The 24,505-nt window shown below is 64.6% G+C and carries 26 protein-coding genes; 6 read left to right on the top strand and 20 right to left on the bottom strand.

Features of this window, described 5'->3' with window-relative positions; genetic code table 11:
• Positions 1-161: 161 nt before the first annotated feature.
• The 3 genes from ASD04_RS08800 to ASD04_RS08790 form a co-directional block, all read right to left on the bottom strand.
• Positions 162-1,247: a 5-(carboxyamino)imidazole ribonucleotide synthase gene (locus ASD04_RS08800; protein WP_280137669.1), complete on the bottom strand. Its 1,086-nt coding sequence runs from the start codon at positions 1,245-1,247 to the stop codon at positions 162-164.
• A 3-nt stretch (positions 1,248-1,250) separates the two neighbouring features.
• On the bottom strand, positions 1,251-1,745 hold the full coding sequence (gene purE, locus ASD04_RS08795; RefSeq protein WP_162245116.1) for a 5-(carboxyamino)imidazole ribonucleotide mutase: 495 nt from the start codon (positions 1,743-1,745) through the stop codon (positions 1,251-1,253).
• A 76-nt stretch (positions 1,746-1,821) separates the two neighbouring features.
• Positions 1,822-2,037: a DUF465 domain-containing protein gene (locus ASD04_RS08790; protein ID WP_056255408.1), complete on the bottom strand. Its 216-nt coding sequence runs from the start codon at positions 2,035-2,037 to the stop codon at positions 1,822-1,824.
• 157 nt (positions 2,038-2,194) lie between these two features.
• Here ASD04_RS08790 and ASD04_RS19130 point away from each other — a divergent pair, with 157 nt between their 5' ends.
• Complete coding sequence (locus ASD04_RS19130) at positions 2,195-2,368, top strand: DUF465 domain-containing protein (RefSeq protein ID WP_082531089.1); 174 nt, start codon at positions 2,195-2,197, stop codon at positions 2,366-2,368.
• A 440-nt stretch (positions 2,369-2,808) separates the two neighbouring features.
• On the opposite strand, the gene ASD04_RS08785 is transcribed toward ASD04_RS19130, so the two are convergent.
• From ASD04_RS08785 to ASD04_RS08770, 4 genes are all read right to left on the bottom strand, one after another.
• A complete protein-coding gene (locus ASD04_RS08785) occupies positions 2,809-3,573 on the bottom strand; it encodes a sulfite exporter TauE/SafE family protein (RefSeq protein ID WP_056255406.1) in 765 nt (254 codons plus the stop codon).
• 131 nt (positions 3,574-3,704) lie between these two features.
• Entirely contained in the window at positions 3,705-5,558 is a 1,854-nt protein-coding gene (locus ASD04_RS08780) for a monovalent cation:proton antiporter-2 (CPA2) family protein (protein ID WP_056255405.1), read from the bottom strand.
• Between the two features lie 205 nt (positions 5,559-5,763).
• Positions 5,764-6,489: a cell cycle transcriptional regulator TrcR gene (locus ASD04_RS08775; protein WP_056255403.1), complete on the bottom strand. Its 726-nt coding sequence runs from the start codon at positions 6,487-6,489 to the stop codon at positions 5,764-5,766.
• 165 nt (positions 6,490-6,654) lie between these two features.
• Positions 6,655-7,701, bottom strand: a complete 1,047-nt coding sequence (locus ASD04_RS08770) for an NAD(P)H-quinone oxidoreductase (RefSeq protein ID WP_200940246.1) — start codon at positions 7,699-7,701, stop codon at positions 6,655-6,657.
• A gap of 85 nt (positions 7,702-7,786) precedes the next feature.
• On the opposite strand from ASD04_RS08770, the gene ASD04_RS08765 reads away from it, so the two are divergent.
• On the top strand, positions 7,787-7,969 hold the full coding sequence (locus ASD04_RS08765; protein WP_056235692.1) for a DUF1192 domain-containing protein: 183 nt from the start codon (positions 7,787-7,789) through the stop codon (positions 7,967-7,969).
• A 3-nt stretch (positions 7,970-7,972) separates the two neighbouring features.
• Here the strand turns inward: ASD04_RS08765 and ASD04_RS08760 are convergent, their stop codons facing one another.
• Positions 7,973-8,239 (bottom strand): hypothetical protein, encoded by a 267-nt coding sequence (locus tag ASD04_RS08760; RefSeq protein ID WP_056255401.1) that lies wholly within the window; start codon positions 8,237-8,239, stop codon positions 7,973-7,975.
• Positions 8,240-8,426: 187 nt separating this feature from the next.
• On the opposite strand from ASD04_RS08760, the gene ASD04_RS08755 reads away from it, so the two are divergent.
• Entirely contained in the window at positions 8,427-8,633 is a 207-nt protein-coding gene (locus ASD04_RS08755) for a hypothetical protein (RefSeq protein WP_056255399.1), read from the top strand.
• A 321-nt stretch (positions 8,634-8,954) separates the two neighbouring features.
• The gene (locus ASD04_RS08750; RefSeq protein ID WP_056255523.1) at positions 8,955-9,464 is read left to right on the top strand and encodes a DUF1465 family protein; all 510 of its coding nucleotides are present in this window, start codon (positions 8,955-8,957) and stop codon (positions 9,462-9,464) included.
• 76 nt (positions 9,465-9,540) lie between these two features.
• Here ASD04_RS08750 and rpmE read toward each other — a convergent pair whose 3' ends face one another.
• A complete protein-coding gene (gene rpmE / locus ASD04_RS08745; RefSeq protein WP_056255398.1) occupies positions 9,541-9,762 on the bottom strand; it encodes a 50S ribosomal protein L31 in 222 nt (73 codons plus the stop codon).
• Between the two features lie 305 nt (positions 9,763-10,067).
• Between rpmE and ASD04_RS08740 the strand changes: the two genes are divergently transcribed.
• Positions 10,068-11,795, top strand: a complete 1,728-nt coding sequence (locus tag ASD04_RS08740; RefSeq protein WP_348271016.1) for an ABC transporter transmembrane domain-containing protein — start codon at positions 10,068-10,070, stop codon at positions 11,793-11,795.
• Positions 11,796-11,930: 135 nt separating this feature from the next.
• Here ASD04_RS08740 and ASD04_RS08735 read toward each other — a convergent pair whose 3' ends face one another.
• From ASD04_RS08735 to tkt, 11 genes are all read right to left on the bottom strand, one after another.
• The gene (locus ASD04_RS08735; RefSeq protein ID WP_056255395.1) at positions 11,931-12,956 is read right to left on the bottom strand and encodes a peptidoglycan -binding protein; all 1,026 of its coding nucleotides are present in this window, start codon (positions 12,954-12,956) and stop codon (positions 11,931-11,933) included.
• 3 nt (positions 12,957-12,959) lie between these two features.
• Complete coding sequence (locus ASD04_RS08730) at positions 12,960-13,946, bottom strand: hypothetical protein (protein ID WP_056255393.1); 987 nt, start codon at positions 13,944-13,946, stop codon at positions 12,960-12,962.
• 172 nt (positions 13,947-14,118) lie between these two features.
• Positions 14,119-14,913, bottom strand: coding sequence for an inositol monophosphatase family protein (locus tag ASD04_RS08725; RefSeq protein WP_056255391.1), 795 nt, complete (start codon positions 14,911-14,913; stop codon positions 14,119-14,121).
• A gap of 4 nt (positions 14,914-14,917) precedes the next feature.
• A complete protein-coding gene (gene efp / locus ASD04_RS08720; RefSeq protein ID WP_056255389.1) occupies positions 14,918-15,484 on the bottom strand; it encodes an elongation factor P in 567 nt (188 codons plus the stop codon).
• Between the two features lie 117 nt (positions 15,485-15,601).
• Positions 15,602-16,693: a tetratricopeptide repeat protein gene (locus tag ASD04_RS08715; protein ID WP_056255388.1), complete on the bottom strand. Its 1,092-nt coding sequence runs from the start codon at positions 16,691-16,693 to the stop codon at positions 15,602-15,604.
• Entirely contained in the window at positions 16,690-17,292 is a 603-nt protein-coding gene (locus tag ASD04_RS08710) for a thiamine phosphate synthase (protein WP_056255386.1), read from the bottom strand. Before ASD04_RS08710 ends, ASD04_RS08715 begins: the two co-directional genes overlap by 4 nt.
• Positions 17,293-17,550: 258 nt before the next feature.
• Positions 17,551-18,579 (bottom strand): class I fructose-bisphosphate aldolase, encoded by a 1,029-nt coding sequence (locus tag ASD04_RS08705; RefSeq protein WP_056255385.1) that lies wholly within the window; start codon positions 18,577-18,579, stop codon positions 17,551-17,553.
• Between the two features lie 422 nt (positions 18,580-19,001).
• The gene (locus ASD04_RS08700; RefSeq protein ID WP_056255383.1) at positions 19,002-20,204 is read right to left on the bottom strand and encodes a phosphoglycerate kinase; all 1,203 of its coding nucleotides are present in this window, start codon (positions 20,202-20,204) and stop codon (positions 19,002-19,004) included.
• Between the two features lie 91 nt (positions 20,205-20,295).
• Complete coding sequence (locus ASD04_RS08695) at positions 20,296-20,832, bottom strand: putative glycolipid-binding domain-containing protein (protein ID WP_056255382.1); 537 nt, start codon at positions 20,830-20,832, stop codon at positions 20,296-20,298.
• A gap of 145 nt (positions 20,833-20,977) precedes the next feature.
• Complete coding sequence (gap, locus tag ASD04_RS08690) at positions 20,978-21,985, bottom strand: type I glyceraldehyde-3-phosphate dehydrogenase (RefSeq protein WP_056255380.1); 1,008 nt, start codon at positions 21,983-21,985, stop codon at positions 20,978-20,980.
• A gap of 48 nt (positions 21,986-22,033) precedes the next feature.
• Complete coding sequence (gene tkt, locus ASD04_RS08685) at positions 22,034-24,007, bottom strand: transketolase (protein WP_056255378.1); 1,974 nt, start codon at positions 24,005-24,007, stop codon at positions 22,034-22,036.
• A gap of 206 nt (positions 24,008-24,213) precedes the next feature.
• Between tkt and ASD04_RS08680 the strand changes: the two genes are divergently transcribed.
• Positions 24,214-24,501, top strand: coding sequence for a DUF4164 family protein (locus tag ASD04_RS08680; RefSeq protein WP_082531084.1), 288 nt, complete (start codon positions 24,214-24,216; stop codon positions 24,499-24,501).
• Positions 24,502-24,505 lie beyond the last annotated feature (4 nt).

Raw genomic sequence — 24,505 nt, 5'->3', positions numbered from 1 at the left:
CACCGCAGCCGCGATCTGGGTCGCCATCCAGATCGCGGCATCCAAAAGGATGGCACGAGCTAACCACAAAGCGCTAATACAAGGGCTACTGGAACACCACGCTACAAGTAGCCTCATGGTGAGGCGGGAGCGAAGCGACCCTCGAACCACGAGGCGTGGCACTATTTGCGCACAATCCGGTTCACATGCCCCATCTTCCGACCGGCTCGCACTTCCGTCTTGCCATAGAGGTGGGGCTGGGTGTTGCCGTCGAGCGCCGAGGGAACGATGCCGACTTCGTCGCCGACGAGGTTTTCCATCACGACGTCGGCCATGCGGGCCGGGTCGCCCAATGGCCAGCCGACGACCGCGCGGATATGCTGCTCGAACTGGTCGGTGAGGCACACGGCCTCGGTCCAGTGGCCGGAATTGTGGACGCGGGGGGCGATCTCGTTGACCACAAGCGTCGGGCGCTCGCCCGGGATGACGAAGAATTCGACGCCGAGCACGCCGACATAGTCCAGCGCCACGACGATGACCTTGGCCAGCATGGCGGCGTGCTTTTCGACGCCGGGTGGGATGTCGGCGGGCACGGTCGAGGTGAAGAGGATGTGGTTGCGGTGCACGTTTTCGGCGGCGTCGTAGGCGCGGACTTCGCCTGATGCGTTGCGGGCGACGACGACCGAGATTTCCTTGTCGAAGGGCATGAAGGCTTCGAGCACCAGCGGCTTGGGGCTGAGCTCGGCAAAGGCGGCTGCCGCCTCGCCGCGATCGCGGAGGACGCGCTGGCCCTTGCCGTCATAGCCCAGCCGCGTGGTCTTGAGCACGGCCGGCAGGCCGAGCGCGGCGATGGCGGCTTCGAGGTCCGCCAGGCTCTCGACGGCGCGCCAGGGCGCGACGGGAATGTTCTTGGAGGAGAGGAACTGCTTTTCGGCCAGCCGATCCTGCGACACGGCCAGCGCATTGGCACCGGGGCGCAAGGGTTTTCTGGCGGCGAGGAATTCGGCCGTAGCCGCGGGGACGTTCTCGAATTCGTAGGTGATGACATCGACGGCGTCGGCGAAGGCGGCGAGGGCCGCTTCGTCGTCATATGCGGCGACAGTCTTGTGCGGGGTGACCTCGAAGGCGGGGCTCAGGGGGTCTGGGCAGAAGATATGGGTGCGCATGCCCAGCTTGCTTGATGCCAGCGACAGCATGCGGCCCAATTGCCCGCCGCCGAGAATGCCGATCATGCTGCCTGGGGGCAGCGCGGAATTGTCGTTTGCCAAGATCTACTCGGTATCTGCGGGAAAGAGCGGGACGGCAGCGGTCTGGCGGGCGCGGAAAGCGTCAAGCCGGTCGGCAAGGTCCTCGTCGGAAAGGGCCAGCACGGCGGCAGCGATCAGTGCGGCATTGATGGCGCCGGGCTCGCCGATGGCGAGGGTGCCGACGGGAATGCCGCCGGGCATCTGCACGATGGAGAGGAGGCTATCCTGCCCGTTCAGGGCCTTGGACTTGACCGGCACGCCGAAGACCGGCAGCGGCGTCATCGCGGCGATCATGCCCGGCAGGTGGGCGGCGCCACCGGCTCCGGCAATGATGACCTTGAAGCCTTCGGCCCGCGCATTGGTGGCAAAATCGACCAAGCGTTCGGGGGTGCGGTGGGCGGAGACGATGCGTGCCTCGTATTCCACCTCCAGCGCTTCGAGCGTTTCGGCGGCGAGGCGCATGGTGGGCCAATCGGACTGGCTGCCCATGACGATGGCGACGAGTGGTTTTGTCAGCACGGCCGATTCCCCCATCGGTCTTTGCAAAGCGCGGAACTAGCCCAATTGTCGCCACACATCAAGGCAGCGCGCCGCATCAGGCGATGATGTCGGGCAAGAGGATGTTTTCGAGCTGGACGATACGGTCCTTGAGCGCCAGCTTCCGCTTCTTGAGGCGCTGGATGAGCATGCGGTCGGCCACATGCGAACTGGTCAGGGTATCGATCGCAGCATTGAGGTCGCTGTGTTCCTGGCGTTTGGTGGCCAATTCCAGACCCAGGGTGGCTTCCTGTTCCTTGGTGAGCGAAAGCATGGATTCCCGCGTACCCCCGACGCCTCAGCCGTTACCTCTGGTTAACCGATCACGGGGAGTTTTGCACCAGATTTCAAGAGCGGGCCCGAAGGCAGTCGACAAGTCGTGAATTATTTGTGACCATCGATTCGTCCACATAGGCTTTCAAGGAGTTGTCATGACGACTGAAGGGCATATCGCGGCGCTCGAACGGCGCCACCAGGAGTTGGACCGCCAGATCCAGGCAGAACTGCAAAGCACCCGCCACGACGATCTGATGGTCAGCGCGCTGAAGCGCAAGAAACTCGAAGTGAAGGACGCGCTCTACAAATTCAATGTGGTTTCCCAGTAAGAGCGACAAGCAAGTCGCCCATCTGGGTTTGAAGGGTCACAGCATGCGGCTGCGGCCCTTTTTTGTTGGGTTGTTCTCTGGATGCAAGGTGCTCGAAAGAGCCCCCACCCTCATTCCAGCCATTCGGGCACAGCCCTCATGGCCTTGTCCGCTCAAATCGCTCCGCGATTTGCCCCTTCGGGTCGCTCCCAAGCCCCACAAGGGGGAGGGAAGCCTGCTCCGTGGCTGCGGAGACCTTGGACACTCCGCAGATGCCCTCTCCCCTTGAGGGAGAGGGTGGAAATCCGCGTTCAGCGGGTTTCCGGGTGAGGGGTGCTGCGCTCTCCCATGCTTGAATGCGCGGGGATAGCGCAGGACCCCTCATCCGCCCTTCGGGCACCTTCTCCCTCAAGGGGAGAAGGGGAAGAGCCCAAGCTCCACGCGCGTAATGACGGGCAGATTCACAGCCCCCAGAATACGCCGCGTGCCCCATCCCAGATCAGCTTGAGCGCCAGCAGGAAAACCAGCCAGTAGGCGATGCGGTAGAACCATTTCATCGAGATGCGGCGGACCAGCCAGACGCCGGCCAGAACGCCCACTATGCCCACGGGGACGAGCGCCGCCGAGAGCTGCAGATTGTGGGTGCTGAGCTGGCCCAAGAAGAAATAGGGGATCAGCTTGGCCGAGTTGACGATGGCGAAGAAGAAAGCCGAAGTGCCCGAATAGATAGCGGGCGTCAGCCGCTGGGGCAGCACGTAGATCTGGAAGGGCGGGCCGCCGGTATGGCTGATGAAGCTGGTGAAGCCGGCAAAGCCGCCCCAGAAATTGCCCCATAGCCTGGATGGCGGCAGGCCTTCGAGCTTCCTGCGCAGGGGCAGCAGCGCATCGAGGATGAAGAGCAGCGTCACCACGCCGACAAAGAGCAGCACGCCATCGTCGGACACGACCGACCAGAGCGCCCAGCCCAGCAGCGTTCCCACGGCCGCGCCAGGCAGCATGATGCGCAGGATCTTCCAGTCGACTTCCCTGCGGTAGGTCCAGACGGCGATGACATCCATGGCCAGCAGGACCGGCAGCATCACGCCCGCAGCCTCGCGCGCCGGCATGACCAGCGCCAAAAGAGGTACGCCGACCATGCCCAGGCTGCCGAGCAAACCGGCCTTGGAGAGGCCGACAACGAGAACGGCGATCACCGCGACCGTAACGAAATAGGGATCAAGGGGCATGGGCGGTCCGGTCGATATCCCGCGTCATTCCCGCGAAAGCGGGAATCTCCCTTGCCAGACGCAGGGGGATTCCCGCTTTCGCGGAAATGACGCCGTGGGTGTATTTTGCAATCCGGAACGGACGCTCCGGCTCAGGAATCCGTACGCTTTGGAGCAGGCTTGTCAACTGGAATGGCAGATGGGTTGTCGCCGCGCATGGCTTCGTCGAGCAGGCCCATGGAATGGCGCACCATGCCGACATAGGCATCCTCATCGTGGCGCACCGAGAAACTGTCCTGCAGCAGTTCGTTGTCGTGGCGCTCGAAAGCCTGGGCCATGTGCAGGGCGTCGTTGGGCGCCACGCCGAGCTGGGTCAGCACCTTGGCGCCGAGGCTGATGGCGGAAAGGAAGGTTTCGCGCTCGAAAATCTCGACGCCCAGCGCCATCAGTTCGTGGGCATGGCCGCGATCGACGGCACGGGCGGCGACGGTGACCGAGGGGAAGTGCTTGCGCAGATGGCGGGCAATGGTCGTGATGCGGTCACGGCCGCCAACGGCGATCACCACCAGATCCGCCTGGCCGACACCGGCGGCATGGAGCAGGTCGAGCCGCGCGCCATCGCCATAGAAGACCTTGACGCCGAACTTGCGCACCAGATCGATCTGGGCCGGATCGTCGTCGATCAGCGTCATCTCGAAACCCTGGCTGCGCAGCATGCGGGTGACGATCTGGCCGAAGCGACCATAACCCAGCACGACGATGCGGCGTTGCTCGTCGATGGGGTCGTTGGGGTGGTCTTGCTGGCGCCGGGCATCGAGGCGTGGGGCGATCAGGCGATCGAAGGCCAGCAGCAGCAGGGGTGTCGTCGCCATGGAGAGCGCGATGGCGACGGCCAGCAGCGCATGGTCGTCGGCGCCGATGGCGTCGGAATTCTGCGCGAATTGCAGGATGACGAAGGCGAACTCGCCGGCCTGGCTCAAAAGGATGGCGACCAGCAACCGGTCGGCCAGGTGCATGCGGAAAAAGCTGGCCAGCACGAACAGGACGGCAATCTTGATGCCGACAAAACCGAACACCAGCGCCAGCAGTCGCAGCGGTTCGGACCACAGGATGTCGAAGGCGATGGACATGCCGACGGAAATGAAGAACAGGCCCAGCAGCAGGCCCTTGAACGGCTCGAGATTGCTCTCCAGCTCGTGGCGGTATTCGCTGTCTGCCAGCAGCACCCCGCCGATGAAGGCGCCGAGCGCCGGCGAGAATCCCTCGAACTGGGCCAGCAAGGCCGCGCCGAAAACGATGGCAAGCCCCAGGGCGGTGAAGGCTTCGCGCACGCCGGTCTGCGCCACGAAGCGCAAAACCGGGCGAACGAGGAAGCGGCCGCCGAGAACCGCGCCGACAAAGGCGCCGATGATGATGAGCGGCGTGAGCCAGTCCATTGGATTGGCGATGGCCTCGACAGCGCCCGACACTTCCTGGTCGAGGGCGGCCCCGGGCATGGCCAGCAGGGGAATGGCGGCAAGAATGGGGATGACCGAGACATCCTGCACCAGCAGGACCGCCAGGCTGGCCCGCCCGGCATCGGTGTGGGTGATGTCGCGCTGCTGGGTCGACTGCATGGCGATGGCCGTCGAGGACATTGACAGCGCCAGCGCCACGATCACCGCGATGTTGAGAGAGAAGCCGGCTGCCAGCAGCGCCAGGGCGATGATGAGGGCGGTGACGGTGAGCTGGGTGACGCCGAGCCCCAGCACCTTGTGGCGCATGCGCCAGACTTCGCTTGGCTGCAGATCGAGGCCAATGAGAAACAGCATCATGACGATGCCGAATTCGGCGATATGACGGATCATCTCACTGTCGGAGACCAGCCCCAGCCCATAGGGACCGATCAGGATGCCGGCGGCGAGGTAGCCGAGGACGGTGCCCAGGCCCAGCGCCTTGGCAAGCGGCACCAGCGCCACGCTGGCCGCCAGCAGAACGAAGATGGCCAGCAGGATGTTGTTTTCCAACGACCGTTTCTCCCAGGAGGATCGACGCCGAATCATGGGGCCACAGCGCGCTCGTGTCGAGGCGGCGGAGCCGGGAAATTATATGATCAAAAAGTCGCGGGTCGTGGCGGAGGAAGAAAAACGGCGCCAGTGGCGCCGTTTTGAAAGCCTAATTTTTTCGCATGTCTTTGTCCCAAAACCGGTGCCCACTTTTGGGAGACATGCTTCAGTTGTCGGTGTCGCTCTTGAGCGACTTGAGCTTGGCGAACACCGAGTCGGCGTCGAAATCGTCCTGGGCCTGCTCGGGGCGATGGTCGTTGGCGGCGAATTCATTCTCTTCGCCTTCGGCACGGCGGCCGCCCGATCGGGCCAGGGCTTCCTCCGCCGTCATCAGCATGGTGCCTTCGGCCACCTCGTCGACGCCCGGACCGCCCTTGGAGGCGCGCTTGACCTCGAGATCGAGGTCGATCTGGCTGCACAGGCCCAAGGTCACCGGGTCCATGGCGGCCAGGTTGGCCGCATTCCAGTGGGTCGATTCACGCACCGAGTCGATGGTCGACTTGGTGGTGCCGACCAGGCGCATGATCTGTGCGTCCTTGAGCTCGGGGTGGTTGCGCACCAGCCACTTGATGGCATTGGGGCGCTCGTTGCGGCGTGAAATCGGGGTGTAGCGCGGGCCCTTGCGCTTGGCCGCGGCGACGCGAACCTTGGGTTCGCTCAGCTTCATGCGGTAATTGGGATCGCCCTCGGCCTTCTCGATCTCTTCGCGGGTCAGCTGCCCGTTCTGGATCGGGTTGACGCCCATGATGCCGCCGGCGACGTCGCCATCGGCAATGCCCTGAACTTCGAGGGGATGCAGCGTGCAGAAGGCAGCGATCTGCTCGAATGACAGCGCAGTGTTATCGACGAGCCAGACAGCGGTCGCCTTGGGCATCAACAGTGGCTGGGTCATGATAAATCTCTCCTGCAGGCGCGGCCGGTTTTCCTCCGGGCCGCTCCGCCTCTTTGCTTCATGCTGAGGGGGAACAGGCTCCAATATATGGGTTCAAGGGCTGATCCGCAATGGCGATGTGGGTCTTTACCGCGCCATTCCCACGCGCCAGCCAGGCAGGCCCCCTCACCTGGCGCTGCGCGCCGGTCTCGCCTCCGAAGGGAGAGGTGACGAGCCGAACTCGGTGAGCAGCACGATCTTGCCGACATGGCTGCGGGCTTCCATGGCGCGATGGGCATCGGCTGCCCCGGCCAGCAGGAAGGTGGTGATGGCAGGCCTGATAAAGTCGGGCCGCGACAGCGCGGGCAGCAGATCGGTGCGGATGCGGGCCGCGATGGCGGCCTTGGTCGCCGGCGTCTGCGGGCGCAGGGTGGAGCCGGAGAGGGTCAGCTGCTTCGCCATCATGGTGCGCAGGGAGAGATTGGTGCTGGCGCCGTCGAGGGTCGAGACCTGGACGATGTGGCCACCGCGGGCCGAGGCGGCGATGTTCTTTTCGGTCATGGGGCCGCCGATGATGTCGACGACGCGATCGACGCCCCGGCCGTCGGTCAAGGCCAGGGCGCGGGCGGCGATGTCTTCATGCGTATAGTCGATGGTGGCGAAGGCGCCGAGCCGGGTTGCATACTCAGCCTTGGCGGCGGACGACACGACGCCGATGGCGCGGGCCCCCAGAATGGTGGCTATCTGGATGGCCGCCCCGCCAATGCCGCCGGCCGCGCCATGCACCAGCACCGTCATGCCCGGTTCCAGCCCGGCGCGCATGACAAGGGTCTGGGTGATGGTGAACCAGGTTTCGGGCAGGGCTGCGGCTTCGGCGAGGCTCCAGCCGGCGGGAACGGGCAGGACCTGGCCGGCGGCCACGGCGGCATATTCGGCATAGCCGCCGCCGTTGGTGAGCGCCATGACGCGGTCGCCCCGCTGCCAGCCGGTGACGCTGTGGCCCAATGCGACGATTTCGCCGGCCACTTCCAGCCCCGGCAGGGGCGAGGCGCCGGGCGGTGGATCGTAATGACCGCGGCGCTGGGCCAGATCGGGGCCATTGATCCCGCTCGCGGCAACGCGAATCAGTACGTCGCCGTCACCGCATTGCGGCATGGGCTGGCGCTGGAGCTCCAGGCCTTCGGGGCCGCCCGGCCGGGCGATGGCAATGGTCTGCATGTCGGAATGTGTCATGCCACCATGCTGGTCGATGCGGATTTTCTCCGCAAGCCTTTGCCGCTAGACTGAGGGTTCGACCCCGGCGCAAAGGAGGCTGACAATGTTCGACGAAGAAATCCGGAAGCCCAAGGGCCACGAGGTGGGCATGCAGCTCGACACCATGTCGGTGGAGGAGCTGAACGAGCGCATCGCCATGCTTGAAGGCGAGATCGCCCGGCTCAAGGCGGCCATCGAAGCGCGCGGCGCCACGCGCAAGGCTGCGGACGCCGCGTTCAAGTTGTAGCGGTCAGTGCCCGGCCGGCTTGACCGAGCCGTCACCCATGCGGACCGAGCCGTCGCCGAAGGCCGCCGGCGGGTCTGGCTGCGGATCGAAGCCGCGAGCCTCGTAGGGCGGGTCGGGCTGGGGGTTGAAGCCCCGGATGTCGCCGGGATGGACGAAGCCGTTGGCCAGGGTGACGGCGGGCAGCAGTTCGGCGCTGTGGCCGTCGCCGGTGGACATTGCCATGAGCGCGACCAGCAAACCGGCAGCGGCTCCAGCAGAGATAGTGGTCATGATCGTCTCTCCACATTGGCGGAATGCCAATATGGCCAGAAAACGCCATCGCGCCTGCACCGGGCCGGAACGGCGTATTCATCCATCATTCAGCGGCCGCGCCCCGTTAGGCTTAACGGAGGGTTGACGTTGCGGCTGTTCGGCAAGTGGCTAACCTCAACGGCAGATTGTCCATTGGGAGGCGGCGATGGGACGTGATGCGGTGCTGGAGGGGGCACAGCCTCTCGATATCGAACAGTTGCAGCTGCTGGCACAGGGGCGTTCGGCCACTGCATCGCCCCAGCAACTGGCCCGGATCGAGGCCAAGGGATGGCTCGAAACCGTCGGCGGCATCCATCTCATCACGCTGACCGGCCGCACTCTGCTGGAGCGGCGGCCGTTCAACCTCGGCTGAACCGCAGCAAACGCAGTCAACGGAGAAGCAACAGGCAGGGTTAAGAAATCGACTCCTGTTAACGCACAATTAATATGTTCGCGCTAACCTGACATTATTCAGATTGTTCTGGATTTTGCAGAGTGGTTTCTCCCTCTGTTTGACGCCTCCCTGTTAACTTCGAGAGCGGTTCTTACCGCTCTTTTTCTTTTCCAGGGGCGGTTTGGCCTTGTTATGGCCCTGATCTTAAAGCTCTTTTTAGCTTGATTGGTCCGAGGGGATGACGCCTTGGCACTTTGCGCCTAGCATGGCAGGTGCAGGAGGAGCGCGCGATTGACGGATGTGAACGAGACAGCACCGGCAATCGCCATCGGCCCGCGAATCGTGGCGTCGGGTGGTTTCGACCTGCTCTATCGCGAAGGCATGGGCCTGATCGAGGACGTCGCCTCCTATCTCGATGGTGAAGGCCGCAATGAAAGCCGCCTGCTGGGGCGGGAAGCCTCGTTTCTCTATGCCACCGAATCGATGCGCCTCACCACGCGGCTGATGCAGCTGGCGTCCTGGCTGCTGCTGCAGCGCGCCGTCAATGAAGGCGAGATCACACGGGAAAATGCCCGCTCCGAAAAGGAGAAGGTCAAATTCTCGGCAACACCCTCGGAACGCGGCGGGCCGGGCTATGACCAGCTCCCGGAGGCCCTGCGCGGCTATATCGACAAGGGCGACCGCCTGTTCGACCGGGTGATGCAGTTCGACACGCTGGAGCGCGGGCGCATGCCGGAACTCGACCCCGGCACCGCCAACGGCATCGCCGACCAACTGGCGCGGCTCAAGGCGGCATTCGGGCGAGCCTAGCGTGATGCCCGGTGGGCGTGGACAAACAAAAAGCCCGGCGCGGTGGCCGGGCTTTTGAATTCCGTGCAGGACCGGCTTAGATGCCGAGGCCCTTGAAGCGCTCCTTGAAGCGCGAAACGCGGCCGCCGCGGTCGAGCAGCTGGCCCGTGCCGCCGGTCCAGGCCGGATGGGTCTTGGGGTCGATATCGAGCTGCAGCGTATCGCCGGCCTTGCCGTAGGTCGAACGGGTCTCGTACTTGGTGCCGTCGGTCATGACCACAGTGATCGCGTGGTAGTCCGGATGGATGTCAGCCTTCATCTCAATCGCCTCAAATCAAACGGGCGCCGCGGCGCCCGGAGAGCAGTTAAACTGGGTGTTGGCGGCTTCATACAGAAAGGGCGCCCAATCTGCAAGGGCTTGTCGAAAAGCGGCAGGGCGCGGCAATTTCGCACCGGGCAGGCGGTTGCCGCACTGGCGGCCAGCGCCTATATCCAAGCACCAATACGGCCGTTCCCCAAGACAAGTGGCTTAATCCCGCGATGACAGACCAGGCCGTTCCGGTAGAAGCTGACCCCGAAAAGATAGCAGTGGCCCCGGTCGCGCCCCCCAGGAAGCTGCAACCTTTGCGCAAGCTGGTGCCGTTCATGCTGCGCTATCCGGTGCGGCTGGGCCTGACCATTGCGTTCCTGCTGATCTCGACCATCGCCTCGCTGGCCATACCGGCGCTGCTGGGCGGCGCGATCGACCAGGGATTCGTGGCGCAGAATCTGGAAAATGTCGGCCGCTATGGCTGGCTGATCATCGGCGTCGCGGCCGTCATGGCGGTGGCAAGCGGCGCACGCTTCTATTTCATCTCGGTCATCGGCGAGCGTGTGCTGGCCGATCTGCGGCAGGCGGTGTTCGCGCATCTGCTCGGGCTCGACGCGCGCTATTTCGATACCAACAGGGTGGGCGAGCTCACCAGCCGGCTCAATGGCGACGTGGCGACGATCCGTGGCGCGGTAGGGTCGAGCTTCTCGCTGGCGCTGCGCTCGACCGTGACCATTATCGGCGCGCTGGTGATGATGCTGCTGACCAGCCCGATCCTGACGCTGGCCGTGGTGGTGGCGGCGCCGGCCATCCTGTTCCCGGTCATCACCTTTGCCCGCCGGCTGCGCGGCATGTCGCGCAAGACCCAGGACGCGCTGGCCGATCTCTCCGCCATGGCGACCGAAATGCTGGGCGCCACCCGCACCGTCAAGTCGTTTACCCAGGAGCCAGTGCAGGCCGCGCAGTATGACCAGCGCAGCGAGGCCAGCTATGGCGCCGAAGTGCGGCGGCTGCTGGCGCGCTCGGTGCTGGTGGGCATGGTGATCTTCCTGGGCACGGCGGCGCTGGTGTTCCTCGTCTGGTGGGGCGCGCGCTCGGTCTTCGAAGGCACGGTGACGGCGGGACAGCTGGCGCAGTTCCTCGTCTATGCGTTGATGGCCTCGGGCGCGCTGACCAATGTCAGCGAGGTGCTGGGCACGCTGCAATCGGTGGCCGGCGCCACCGAGCGGCTGACCGAAATCCTCGATACCGAACCGACCATTCGCGAGCCGGCCCAGCCGGTGGCCCTGCCGGTGCCGGCGCTGGGCACGGTGGCCTTCGAAAACGTCAGTTTCTCCTATGACGGTGCCGAGCCCGTGTTGACGGGGCTCGATTTCTCCGTGGGGCGCGGCGAGACCGTGGCGCTGGTGGGTGCTTCGGGCTCGGGCAAGTCGACGACGTTGTCGCTGCTGCAGCGCTTCTACGATGTCAGCAGCGGCGTGATCCGCGTCGACGGCGTCGATATCCGCCAGGCACGGCTGCGCGAATTGCGGCAGCGCTTCGCCTATGTCGAGCAGGAGCCGACGATCTTTGCCGGCACGATCGCGGAGAATATCCGCTTCGGCAAGCCGGAGGCCGATGAGGCCGAGGTCGAGGCCGCGTCGCGCGCCGCCCTGGTGCATGATTTCGTGCTGGACCTGCCGCTGGGTTACGACACGATGGTCGGCGAGCGTGGCGTGATGCTGTCGGGCGGGCAGAAACAGCGCCTCGCCATCGCCCGCGCCATTCTCAAGAATGCGCCGATCCTGCTGCTGGACGAAGCGACCAGCGCGCTGGACGCGCAAAGCGAGCGGCTGGTGCAGGTGGCGCTGGAACACCTGATGGAGGGCCGCACCACGCTGGTCATCGCCCACCGGCTGGCCACCATCCGCGACGCCGACAAGATCCTGGTGCTCGATGGCGGGCGGATCATCGACCAGGGGACGCATGACGAATTGGTCGCCAAGGGCGGACGCTATGCGGAACTGGCGCGGTTGCAGTTCCGCATGGACGACGCGGGATAACCCTTCACCTCTCCCTTGGGGGAGAGGTCGGCGCGCAGCGCCGGGTGAGGGGGCCTTTACTGGGTGCGTAGGGAAGGCCCCCTCACCCGACCCGAAGGCGGGTCGACCTCTCCCCCAAAGGGAGAGGTGAGGAGATCATCCCTCCGTCAGCTTGAACTCGATCCTGCGGTTCCGCCGATAGGCTTCCTCGCTATTGCCGGGATCGAGGGGGGTGAATTCGCCGAAGCCGGCGGCGACCAGGCGGTTGGGCGAGACGCCCTTGCTCACCAGATATTGCGCCACCGAGATGGCGCGGGCGGCCGAGAGTTCCCAGTTGGAGGGGAAGCGTTCGTTGGAAATGGGCCTGATATCGGTGTGGCCATCGATGCGCAGGACCCAGTTGATATCGGGCGGTATCTCGGTTTCAAGCTGCAGGATGGCAGCGGCCAGGGCGTCGAGATCGGGGGTGCCCTCGGGCGAGATATCGGCCTGGCCGGCCGCGAACAGCACTTCGGACTGGAATACGAAGCGGTCGCCCACGACGCGCACATCGGCGCGGCCTTCGAGGATTTCGCGCAGGCGGCCGAAGAAATCGGAGCGGTAGCGCGAAAGATCCTGCACGCGCTGAGCCAGCGCCAGGTTGAGGCGGCGGCCGAGATCGGCGATCTGGGTGCGCGATTCCGTATCGCGGGTTTCCGAGGCTTCGAGCGCGGCTTCGAGTGCGCCGATCTGAGTGCGCAGGGCGGCCAACTGCTGATTGAGCAAAGCCACCTGGGCATTGGCCTCGTCGGACAGTTCCTGGGCCGCCATCAGGTCGTCCTCGAGGCCGGCAATGGCGCTGTCCTTGTCGCCCAGCCCGGCGCCGATGCCGGCGAGCTGGCTGGTGAGGCTGGCATTGTCGGCCTGGGCGCTGCCCAAAGTGGCGGTGAGCGTGGCGATCTGGGTGGTCAGGTCGTCGGAATTGGCGCGTTCGAGCTGCAGGAGGTCGGTCAGTTCGGCAATCTGGCTGTTGAGGCGGGCCAGGGCGGTGTCGCGCCCCTGGATTTCCCGGCCCAGGAAGAACTGGGTCAGCATGAACAGGCTGAGCATGAAGATGATGACGAGCAGCAGGCTCGACAGGGCGTCGACGAAGCCGGGCCAATAATTGGCCTCCTGCCGCCTGCGGCTACGGGCTCCCGGCATGGGTCAGTTCCGCCGCTCGTTGTCGCCTTGCGACAGCACGGCATCGATCAGCTCGCGCAGCTTGCGGTTGGTCTCGCCCTGCTCGTTGATGTGCTTGCGCAGATCGTCCTGCTCGGTGCGGATATGCTTGACCAGCCCGTCGATGCCGCGCGCCAGCTCGGCCATGGCGCGGATGGCGTTCTGGGAGGAATTCTGATTCTGCATGCTGTCGCCGAGCTTGTCGAACATGGCCTGCATTTCGGGCCCGCCGGCATTGGCCTGCATGGCGCTGACCGGATGGTCGAGCTCGGTCATCGAGGTCATCCAGTCTTCGAGATCGGTATAGAAGGCGTTTTGCGCCTGGCTGGTCTGAAGATCGAGGAAGCCCAGCACCAGCGAGCCGGCAAGGCCGAACAGCGAGGACGAGAAAGCGGTGCCCATGCCGCCCAGGGGCGCGGCAAGACCCTCCTTGAGATTGGCGAACAGGGCGGCGCTATCGGCCGAGGTCACGTCCAGCGCGTTGATGACGCCGGCCACCGAGCCCACGGTTTCGAGCAGGCCGTAGAATGTGCCCATGAGGCCGAGGAAGACCAATAGGCCGGTGAGATAGCGCGAGGTGTCCTTGGCTTCGTCGAGCCGATTGCCGACGGAATCGAGGATGGAGCGCATCGAGGAAGGGGTGATGACCGCCTCGCCGATCCGCTCGCGCAGGATGCCGGCAACGGGCGCCAGCAGGATGGGCGGGCGAACATTGGTGGTGGTGCCGTCCTGCAGGGAATTGACCCACTTCACCTCGGGGAACAGGCGGATGACCTGGCGGAAGCTGAGGAAGATGCCGATGAACAGCGAGAAGAAGATCAGCGAATTAATGAAGGGGTTGGCCCAGAAGAAGGTGACGATATTGGTGAACAGGATGGCCGCGACCAGCGCCACCAGCACCAGGAAAATCACAATCTTGACGAGGTAAACGGTCGGGCTGGCCAGGTGGTAGGGATCATAGCCTTGCGTCATCTGCCTTAACCTTGCCCCTTACGCGCAAATCACAAGGCGCCAGACTAGTCAGCGCGGGCGGACGGGGCAATGAGAAAGGTTAATGGATGATGGAGGCGTGATCGGGGCGGCCGGTCAAGCTAACCCTCTCCCCTGAGGGAGAGGGGCATATCGTGCGCGGGTCGCTTTGCGCCTACTGAATGCCCTTGAGCTGCTTGAGCAGGGCGGCCTGCAGGCTCTCATTGCCGGCAACGACCTGGCCGTTCCAGACCGAGCCGGGGCTGCCGGCGAAGTCGGAGACGAAGCCGCCGGCTTCCTTGACCATCAGCAGGCCCGGCGCGACGTCCCAGGGGGAAAGGCCGGCTTCCCAGATGGCGTCGTAGCGGCCCGAGGCGAGCCAGGCCATGTCCATGGAGATGGAGCCCGACCGGCGAATGCCCGCGACGGCGGGGTTGATATGGGCCAGTTGGCGCAGTTGCAGGCTGTCATTGGCGGTGCCCTGCGTCTTGATGCCAGTGCAGACCACAGCGTCGGCCAGCGACTTGCGGCCGGCGACGCGCAGGCGCTTGCGATCGTTGAGCCAGGCGCCACCGCCCTTTTCGGCGGTATAGAGTTCGTCGAGGATCGGGTTGTAGATCACCGAGGCGACGATCTCGTTGGCGCGTTCGAGCGCAATGGCGCAGGCGAAGAGCGGGATCGAATGCAGGAAATTGGTGGTGCCGTCGAGCGGATCGACCAGCCAGCGATGCTGGCCGTCGGTGCCCGCCACTTCGCCGCCTTCTTCCATGAGGAAAGCATAGGTCGGGCGGGCCTTGAGCAATTCGTCATAGACGATCTGCTCGGCGCGCAGGTCCGCCTTGGAGACGAAATCGGCCGGGCCCTTGCGGGAGACCTGCAGGTTTTCGACTTCGGAAAAGTCCTTGGTCAGCGATTTGCCGGCCTTGATGGCGGCGTTGACCATGACATTGAGGATTGCTGAGCGTGCCATGGCTTTAATCCGCCCGGCGCATGTAGGTGGCCTCGGCCGTATCGACCACGATGCGTTCGCCCACGGCAATGAAGGGCGGCACCATGACCTTGAGGCCGTTGCTGAGGATGGCGGGCTTGAACTGGCTCGATACGCTCTGGCCCTTCTGCACCGGATCGACCTCGGTCACTTCAAGCACCACATTGGCCGGGAACTTGACGCCCAAGGGCGTTTCCTCGTGCATTTCCAGCGTGATCTTCATGCCGTCCTGCAGGAATGCGGCGCGTTCGCCGACGAAGTCCTTGGCCAGTTCGACCTGCTCGTAGCTGTTCTGGTCCATGAAGACCAGGCTGTCGCCCTGCTCGTAGAGATAGGTGAAGTCGCGGAATTCGAGTTCGACGGTTTCCACCGTCTCGGCTGAGCGGAAGCGCTCGTTGAGCTTGGTGCCGCCGAGGATGGCCTTGAGTTCGACCTGGGCATAGGCGCCGCCCTTGCCGGGCTTGACGTGATCGACCTTGACCGCGACCCACAGGCGGTCCTGGTGGTTGACGACATTGCCGGGGCGGATTTCGTTGCCGTTGATCTTGGCCATTGCGCTGCTTTCGGGCGTGAATTGTCTGCTTGGACCACGCGCGCCGGATGCGGCTGGCCTGACGTTGATGGGGCTTTATGGGCGTGGCGGGCTTATTGCCTCAGAACGCCCTTGGGTTCAAGGGTCTTGCGGTTCGGCCGGGGTCCCGGCCGCCGGGCCGGCCGCCGGCGCCTCGCCCGCATCGGTGGGGGCGGGCAGGGCGTCAGCCTCCGGTGTCGTGGTGACGGTGGGGATTTCCAGCACGGTTTCGATCTGGGGCGGTGTCGAGGGCCAGAAGCGGGCGCGCTCCTCGGCGCTGGCCAGCTCCTCATCGGGAATGGAGACGAGCAGGCGATCGAGCGAGGGATCGCTAAGGCCCTGGCGGCGCGCCAGCGCCCGCCACATGGCGGCGTCTTCGAGGTTGAGCGTCACACCCTCGCCGACGGCGAGCAGCTTGGCATAGCGGTTCTGTGCCACCGCGTTGCCGGCTTCGGCAGCCCGGCCATACCAGGTGGCGGCCAGCGCCACATCCTTGTCCAGGCCCTGGCCGAGATAGAGCAGGGTGGCATAATCGATCTGGGCGGGGATCAGGTTCTGTTCGGCGGCCAGCCCGATATAGCGGGCGCCTTCAGCCGGATCGGGGGCGACGCCGGCCCCCTCGATCAGCATGGTGCCATAGTCGTATTGCGCCTCGGGCAGCTCGGCATCGGCGGCTTCCTTCATCAGGGTCGCTGCCGTGACGAGGCTGGGCGAGGCATAGACGCCTTCGACATGGAGCAGGGCCATGTTGTATTTGGCCGGCACATAGCCCGCTTCGGCGGCCTTGCCGAACAGATCGGCGGCGCGGGCGCGGTTCTTGGGTACGCCGATGCCATCCTCATAGGCCAGTGCCAGCGCGAAGGTGGCGAGACGGTCGCCGCCATCGGCGGCAAGCTGATACCAGCCGGCGGCGCGCTGGTCGTTCTGCGCCACGCCCAGCCCCTTGGCATAGAGCTCGGCAATCAGCGTCTGGGCAGAGGGGTCGCCCTGTTCGGCGCGGGGCAAAGCCAGTTCGAGCGCCGTGAGAAAATAGCCGCGCTGGAAGGCGCCGAAGGCGAAGTCGGTCGGCACGCGCGGTCCGAAAATCTGGTCGGAAATGGCTTCGGCCGGGCTGGAAGGGGCCTCGTCCTGGGCGATAACGGCGGATGGCGCCAGCGCGATGAGGGCGATGAGCAGGGTACGGGCGATCATGCCGATACCCCAAGTGCTGTGGCAATGGCCTGCATGGCCTTGGCCGGATCAGGGGCCGACCACAGGCTTTGCGACAGCGCCAGGAATTCGGCGCCGCGCGCATCTGACGTGTCTGGCGTAGCGTCGGGCAGGCTCAGCACTGCCGGCACTTCAAAGGTCTGGGACCACCATTCGGCGAGATCGATGGCCGTGGCATCCGGCTTGCCGTCGGTGGGGCCAAAAAACACATAATCGATATCCATTTCGCCCGACGTCATGGCGTCGTGGCGGGAATGCAGGTTCCCCGCGCCCACGATCATCGCCGGCTTGAGCGCGGCGATGGCGGCCTTGAGTGCGGATGGGCCTCCGGTGACATGCACGCCATCGGCGCCGAGGCGGCGGGCCAGTGCGATGTCGTCCTCGACCAGCACGGCGCAGCCGGCGCCCTGGCCGATATTGATCGCGGTCGCCACCAGGTCGGCATAGGCGCCGTCATCCAGCGCGCCGCGCGCCACCAGCAGAGCGGAGAATTCGGCGGCATTGAGCACGGCCATGAGCGTCGCCGGAAAGCGCGCCCGATCGGCATTGGCAGGGGTGATCAGATAGAGCTGGGGGGCCATGGCTTCCGTTTACTCGACGCAAGACCTTCTATTGTCCGCCCATTTTGGCGACAAAGAGGACGCCTTTCCAATAGGCGAAGGCCCCGGCCGGCGCAAAGAAAATGCGCGCCCCCTGGGAGGAGGACGCGCATCAAGGGTGACGTTGGGACGTCAGGTAGAAGATGTCTCGATCTTCGCGCCATGCCGGCCTGCAAATGCCGGTTTTCTGCGCTTCCGAACTTCTCGGCTCGGCCTGGCCCGAACCTCGAAACACTTTCGCTAGGCAGCCCGGTCGAGTTCGCCGGTCCAGGTGCCAAGGGCAGCCAGCGAATTCATGTGGGCGCGATGGGTGAAGGCGGCCTGGGCCTGCGGGAAGTTCTCGCGGCGGCCGGCCCAGGTGCGCAGGGCGACGTTCTGCAGGGCGCGGCCATAGGAGAAGGTCATCGGCCAGGGCTTGCCGGATATCTGGTTCATGGCCGAGAGGTGGGCCGTGGCCTCCTCGTCGGTCTGGCCGCCCGAGAGGAAGGCAATGCCGGGAACGGCGGCCGGCACATGTTCGCGCAAGACGGCGACCGTGCGGCGGGCCACTTCCTCGACGGTGGGGCGATCGCGCGAGTTGATGCCGGGCAGCACCATATTGGGCTTGAGCAGCATGCCGCCGAGATCGACGCCGGCAAGGCGCAGTTCCTTGAAGGTATTTTCCAGCACGTCGCCGGTCACGGCGGCACAGCGCTCCATCGAATGATTGCCCGGATCGCCGTCGCCGACCACTTCGGGTTCCACCACCGGCACGATGCCCGCTTCCTGGCACAGGATGGCGTAGCGCGCCAAAGCATGGGCGTTGGCGCGGATATTGTTGCGGGTTGGCGCCACGTCATTGATGGTGATGACGGCGCGCCACTTGGCAAAGCCGGCGCCGAGCGCGGCGTAGCGTTCCAGCCGCTGGCGCAGGCCATCAAGGCCTTCGGTGATCTTCTCGCCGCTGTCGCCGGGCATGGGGAAGGCGCCGCGATCGACCTTGATACCGGGAATGACATCGGCATCGGCGAGGATGGCGCGGAAGGCCGTGCCGTCGGCAGCATGCTGCTCCAGCGTTTCCTCGGTGAGGATGACGCCGGAGACATAGTTGGTCATGGCACCGGTCGAGCGGAACAGCATTTCGCGGTAGTCGCGGCGCAGATCGAGCGAATTGGGCAGGTTGATCTTGGCGAAACGCTTGGCGATGGTGCCTTCGGACTCGTCGGCGGCCAGGATGCCCTTGCCCGGTTCCATGAGCTTCTGGGCGATGGCGTTAAGCGATTTCGTCATGGACTTGCCTCGGCAATTGGGATTGCCGGCATATTAGACTTTCGTTTTTGCTGCCGCGATTAGACCTGTGGTTATGCGACGAAAGGTGGAATAGCGGCCTCACCCACTTGCTTGGCCGCCACGGTTGAAGATGAAGCCATTGGCTTATAGCGTGTGCAACAATACTTCGGGGGAAGATATGAGATTAGTTCTGGTACTGCTGTCTTTGGGTTTCGTCGTCGCCGCAGGATATTGTGCTTTTTCGGGTCTTAATACGGCCTTCGATGGTAATTCCCATAGTTCTCGGATAGTTGGTGGCGATGCCTACAACTATATTATAGCCGGTGTCCGGGGAACGGCGGTGGTAGGGGCCGGCGTGGTTTCTGCCGCAATTGGGGTCGTATGTGCCGTGCTCGCCAAGCTAGCCCCAGCGTAGCATTGCCCTATTTCTTCAGCGCTTCCACGCCCGGCAAGGGCTTGCCTTCCATCCATTCGAGGAAGGCGCCGCCGGCGGTGGAGACGTAGGTGAAAGCGTCCTTGACGCCGGCATGGGCCAGGGCCGCGACGGTGTCGCCGCCGCCGGCTACCGAGACCAGCTTGCCCTCATGGGTGCGCCTGGCGACGTGCTTGGCGAGGGCGACCGTGCCGGCATCGAAGGGGTTCATCTCGAAGGCGCCCATGGGGCCATTCCAGACGACGGTGTGGGCGTCGTCGATGGCGCCGGTGATGCGCTCGATCGAGGAGGGGCCGATATCGAGGATCATGCCGTCATTGTCGATGGCGTCGACGCCATAGAGGCGGGTCGGGGTATCGGCCTTGAAATGCCAGGCGACCACGGCATCGATGGGCAGGATGATGGCGCAGCCGCTATCGACGGCCTTGTCCATGATGCGCAAAGCGGTTTCCGCCAGATCCTTCTCGGCCAGCGACTTGCCGACGCTGTAGCCCTGCGCGTGGAGGAAGGTATTGGCCATGCCGCCGCCGATGACCAGGCCATCGACCTTGGTCACGAGGTTTTCCAGCAGGTCGATCTTGGACGAGACCTTGGCGCCGCCGACAATGGCGATAACCGGCTTTTTCGGCTTGCCGAGCCCGGATTCGAGCGCTTCGAGTTCAGCCTGCATGGCCAGGCCCGCCGCGGCGGGCAGCAGGTGGGCCAAAGCCTCGGTCGAGGCATGGGCGCGGTGGGCGGCCGAGAAGGCGTCGTTGACATAGACATCGCCGAGGCTGGCCATGCGCTGGGCCAGTTCGGGATTGTTGGCTTCCTCGCCTGGATGGAAGCGGGTGTTTTCGAGGACCAGCACCGAGCCCGGCGGCGCCGACTCGATGGCGGCCTGCGCGCCGGATACATCGGTCCAGTCGGTGGCGACGAAGCCGACGGGATGGCCGGTTTCATTGGCCACGGCCTCGCAGACCTGTTCAAGCGAGAATTGCGGATCGACCTTGCCCTTGGGGCGGCCGAAATGGCTGAGCAGGATGGCCTTGCCGTCATGCTTGACGATTTCGCGGATGGTGGGAACCAGGCGCTCGATGCGGGTGGCATCGGTGACCTTGCCATCGGCGACCGGCACATTGAGATCGGCCCGCAGCAGCACGCGCTTGTTCTTGAGGTCAAGCTCGTCGAGGGTCTTGAAGGTCGCGCTCATGGCCGCTGTCTCCTGGGTCTAGGTGGTCGCCGTGGCGTAGCAGAGCGGCGCGGAGGGGGGAAGCGTAGCCGACAAAAATCTGCACGGCGGCTCAGCCCCGGCGGGTGAAGAGTCCGGGATAATCGACCACCAGAAGATCGGCATCGACTTCGATCACGCGATCGAAGCCGTCGGCGTTCTGGAAGCGGAAATGGGTGTCGTCGAGCCGGGTGTAAATCTGTTCGTCGCGGCGCACGGTCATGGCGTCGCCGTCGATCCAGGCCATGGCGAAGCGCTGCGGCTGGTCGATGACCCATTGGCAGCGCCAGAGCGGCAGCGAATTGGTGAGCGGGGTCGGCCAGATGTCGATATCGAGGCAATGGCGCAGGGCCGGCAGCGGCTCGGCGCGATCGTCGGACCAGTCCCCGGCGCCATCGGAAAACAGTTCCAGCACCTTGCCGTCGGTGCGTTCGAGCCGAACGGTGCGTACATGTTCGCGGTCATCGAGCTTGATGCGGTAGAACAGGCCATAATCGGGCGTGATGATGGTGCCGCGGATGCGGGTATCGCGCGGCGTCGAGATGACGTGGCAATGTTCGATGCTGACGGGGTCGAGCCCGCGCCAGCGGATGGTCCGATCGAGACTCATGGCCGAGTACGCCCTGCGCGCCGCGTGTTTGGACGAAGAAATAACGGCTGCTTTGGCCATCTGGCAAGCATGCGCTCAGGCCGTTGCCTCGAAAGCAAAAGGCCCCGACGCGGAGCGAGGGGGCCTTCAATCCGGCGGAGTGGCTTCAGAGCGTCTTGCCCAGGGCCGCGGTGGTGTCGGCCATGCGGTTGGAGAAGCCCCACTCGTTGTCGTACCAGCCCATGATGTTCACGAAATTGCCGCCGATGACCTTGGTCTGGTCGAGCAGGATCGTGCAGGAATGGGGATCGTGGTTGAGGTCGCTCGAAACCAGCGGGTCGTGCGTATAGGTCATTACGCCCTTGAGCCTGCCGTCGGCGGCGGCGATCAGGGCGTCGTTGACCTCCTGGGCCGTGACTTCGCGGCCGGCCAGGAACTTGAGATCGACCAGCGACACGTTGGGGGTCGGCACGCGGACCGAGATACCATCCAGCTTGCCCTTGAGCTCGGGCAGCACCAGGCCGATGGCCTTGGCAGCGCCGGTCGAGGTGGGAATCTGGCTGAGGGCAGCGGCGCGGCCGCGATAGAGATCCTTGTGCATGGTGTCGAGCGTGGGCTGGTCACCGGTATAGGAATGGATGGTGGTCATCATCCCCTTCTCGATGCCCACCAGCTCATTCATGATCATGGCCATCGGCGCCAGGCAATTGGTGGTGCAGGAGCCGTTGGAGATCACCACGTCGTCCTTGGTGAGGCTGGCATGGTTGATGCCGTAGACGATGGTCTTGTCGGCGCCGTCGCCGGGGGCGGAAATCACCACCTTCTTGGCGCCGGCCTTGAGATGGGCGCTGGCCTTTTCCTTGGAGGTGAAGATGCCGGTGCATTCGAGCGCGATATCGACCTTGAGCGCCGCGTGGGGCAGCTCTTCGGGATTGCGGATCGCCGTTACCTTGATGGGGCCGCGGCCGGCGTCGATGGTGTCGCCCTTGACCGTCACCACATGGGGGAAGCGGCCATGCACGCTGTCATAGCGCAGCAGGTGGGCATTGGTCTCGACCGGGCCGAGATCGTTGATGGCCACGACTTCGATATCGGTGCGGCCCGATTCGATGATGGCGCGCAGGACATTGCGGCCGATGCGGCCAAAACCATTGATGGCGACGCGAATTGCCATGTTAGACGCTCCTAGGGAGGGAGTTGGAAAAGGGAGGGCAGCGCCCTCTTACAACTGTGCGGTCACCGCTTCAACAATGGCCTTAGGCGTAATGCCAAAGTATTCATAGAGGTCTTCGATCTTGCCCGAGGCGCCGAAGCCGTGCATGCCGACGAAGCGGCCCTTGTCGCCCAGCAGCTTGTTCCAGCTCATTTCGATGCCGGCTTCCACCGCGACGCGGGCCTTGGCCTTGCCGATGATCTCGGCGCGGTAGGCGTCGGACTGTTTGGCGAACAGTTCCATGGACGGAACCGAAACCACGCGGGCCGAGACGCCCTTTTCCGCCAGGGCCTTCATGCCGTCGAGGGCGATGGCGACTTCCGAGCCGGTGGCGAAGATCACCGCATCGGCGTCGCGATCGCCGGCCAGGGTATAGGCGCCCTTGGCCGACTTGTTTTCCATCGTATATTCGGTGCGAACCGTGGGCAGGTTCTGGCGGCTGAGCGCCAGGATCGAGGGGGCCGTCGTGCTTTCCATGGCCAGCTGCCAGCATTCGGCGGTTTCCACCGCATCGGCCGGGCGGAAGACCAAAAGGTTCGGGATGGCGCGGAGCGCGGCCAGATGCTCCACCGGCTGGTGGGTCGGGCCGTCTTCGCCGAGGCCGATCGAGTCATGGGTCATCACATAGATGACGCGCTGGCCCATCAGCGCCGAAAGGCGGATGGCGGGGCGTGCATAGTCGGTGAAGCACATGAAGGTGCCGCCATAGGGGATGAGGCCCCCATGCAGGGCGATGCCGTTCATGGCGGCGGCCATGACATGCTCGCGGATGCCGTACATCATGTAGCGGCCCGAATAATTGTCGGCCTGGAAGGGCAGGGTTTCCTTGGTATTGGTCAGGTTCGAGCCGGTGAGGTCGGCCGAGCCCCCCTGCGTCTCGGGCACTACGGCATTGATGACTTCCAGCGCCATCTGGCCGGACTTGCGGGTGGCGACCTTGGGCTTGTCCTCGCTGAGCTTGCGCTTGTAGGCGTCCATGGCTTCGAGGAAGCCATTGGGCAGGTCGCCATTCATGCGGCGCTCGAATTCGGCCTTGTGGGACGAGGCGGCGAGGCGCGACTGCCACTCGCCGCGGATATTCTGGCTGCGGGTGCCGGCGGCACGCCAGGTCGACAGGATTTCCGAGGGAATTTCAAAGGCGGGATAGGTGATGCCGAGTGCCTTCTTGGCGCCGGCCAGTTCCTCGGCGCCGAGGGGGGAGCCATGCACCTTCTCGGTGCCGGCCTTCTTGGGCGCACCGAAGCCGATGGTGGTCTTGGCGGCGATCAGGGTCGGCTTGTCGCTCTTCTTGGCGGCCAGCAGCGCCTTTTCGACGGCCTCCTGGTCGTGGCCGTCGATCTCGATCGTGTTCCACTGCACCGCCTTGAAGCGGGCGATCTGGTCGGTCGAGTCGGCGTTGGAGACGGCGCCGTCGATGGTGATGGAATTATTGTCCCAGATGATGGTCAGCTTGTTGAGCTTGAGGTGGCCGGCCAGCGAAATGGCTTCCTGGGAAATGCCTTCCATCAGGCATCCATCACCAGCCAGGCACCAGGTGTGGTGATCGACGAGGTCGGAACCGAATTCGGCGGCCAGCTTGGCTTCGGCCACGGCCATGCCGACGGCATTGCCGATGCCCTGGCCCAGCGGGCCGGTGGTGGTCTCTATGCCCTGGGCGAAGTGATATTCGGGGTGGCCGGCGGTCTTGGAGTTGAGCTGGCGGAAGTTCTTGATCTGCTCGATCGTCATATCCTCGTAGCCGAGGAGATAGAGCGCCGAATAGAGCAGCATGGAGCCGTGGCCGGCCGACAGCACGAAACGGTCGCGATCGGCCCATTTGCTGTCAGCGGGGTCGAATTTCATGACCTTGGTGAACAGCACCGTGGCGATATCGGCGCAACCCATGGGCAGGCCCGGATGGCCGGAATTGGCTTTCTCGACCGCGTCCATGGAGAGGGACCGGATCGCATTGGCCAAATCGTTCTGCTGGGCGGTGTTCGTCATCGGGCTCGCGCTTTCATCAGGGCTGGAATTCTGGGGAGAAGAGGCGCCGAAAGCCTCCTCCCAAAGGCGGGTCTAGGGCATAACAGGTTCGCCTATCGTGTCAATGACAGCGCCACCAGCTTTGGCGGCTGGAAGGTTGCATTGCGGCGAGGGCTGGGGCACGCTGGGCGGGCCGGAATCGCCTGACGCAGAGGACCGTAGCAGCAATGAGTGACACGGAACTTGAAGACGGGTTGACCGCGGCCAATGCGCGGTTCGACCGTGCGATGGCGCGGCTGGACCAATCGGTGCGCAACCTGGGCACGCGGTTGCGCCAGCATAACCGCATCGAGGTCGATACGCAGCGGCTGGTGCATGAGCGGGCGCGGCTCGCCACCGAACTCGACAAGGCGGCGGCTCGCGCCAAGCGGCTCGACGACAGCGCGCATGATGTGTCGCGCCGGCTGGTCGATGCGATGGAAACGGTGCGCCAAGTGCTGGCCAAGGCGGAGTAGACCC

Source organism: Devosia sp. Root436, assembly GCF_001426345.1.
Classification (GTDB): Bacteria; Pseudomonadota; Alphaproteobacteria; order Rhizobiales; family Devosiaceae; genus Devosia.
The sequence above is the reverse complement of the archived record's forward strand: the minus strand, read 5'-3'. Positions and strand labels throughout refer to the sequence as shown.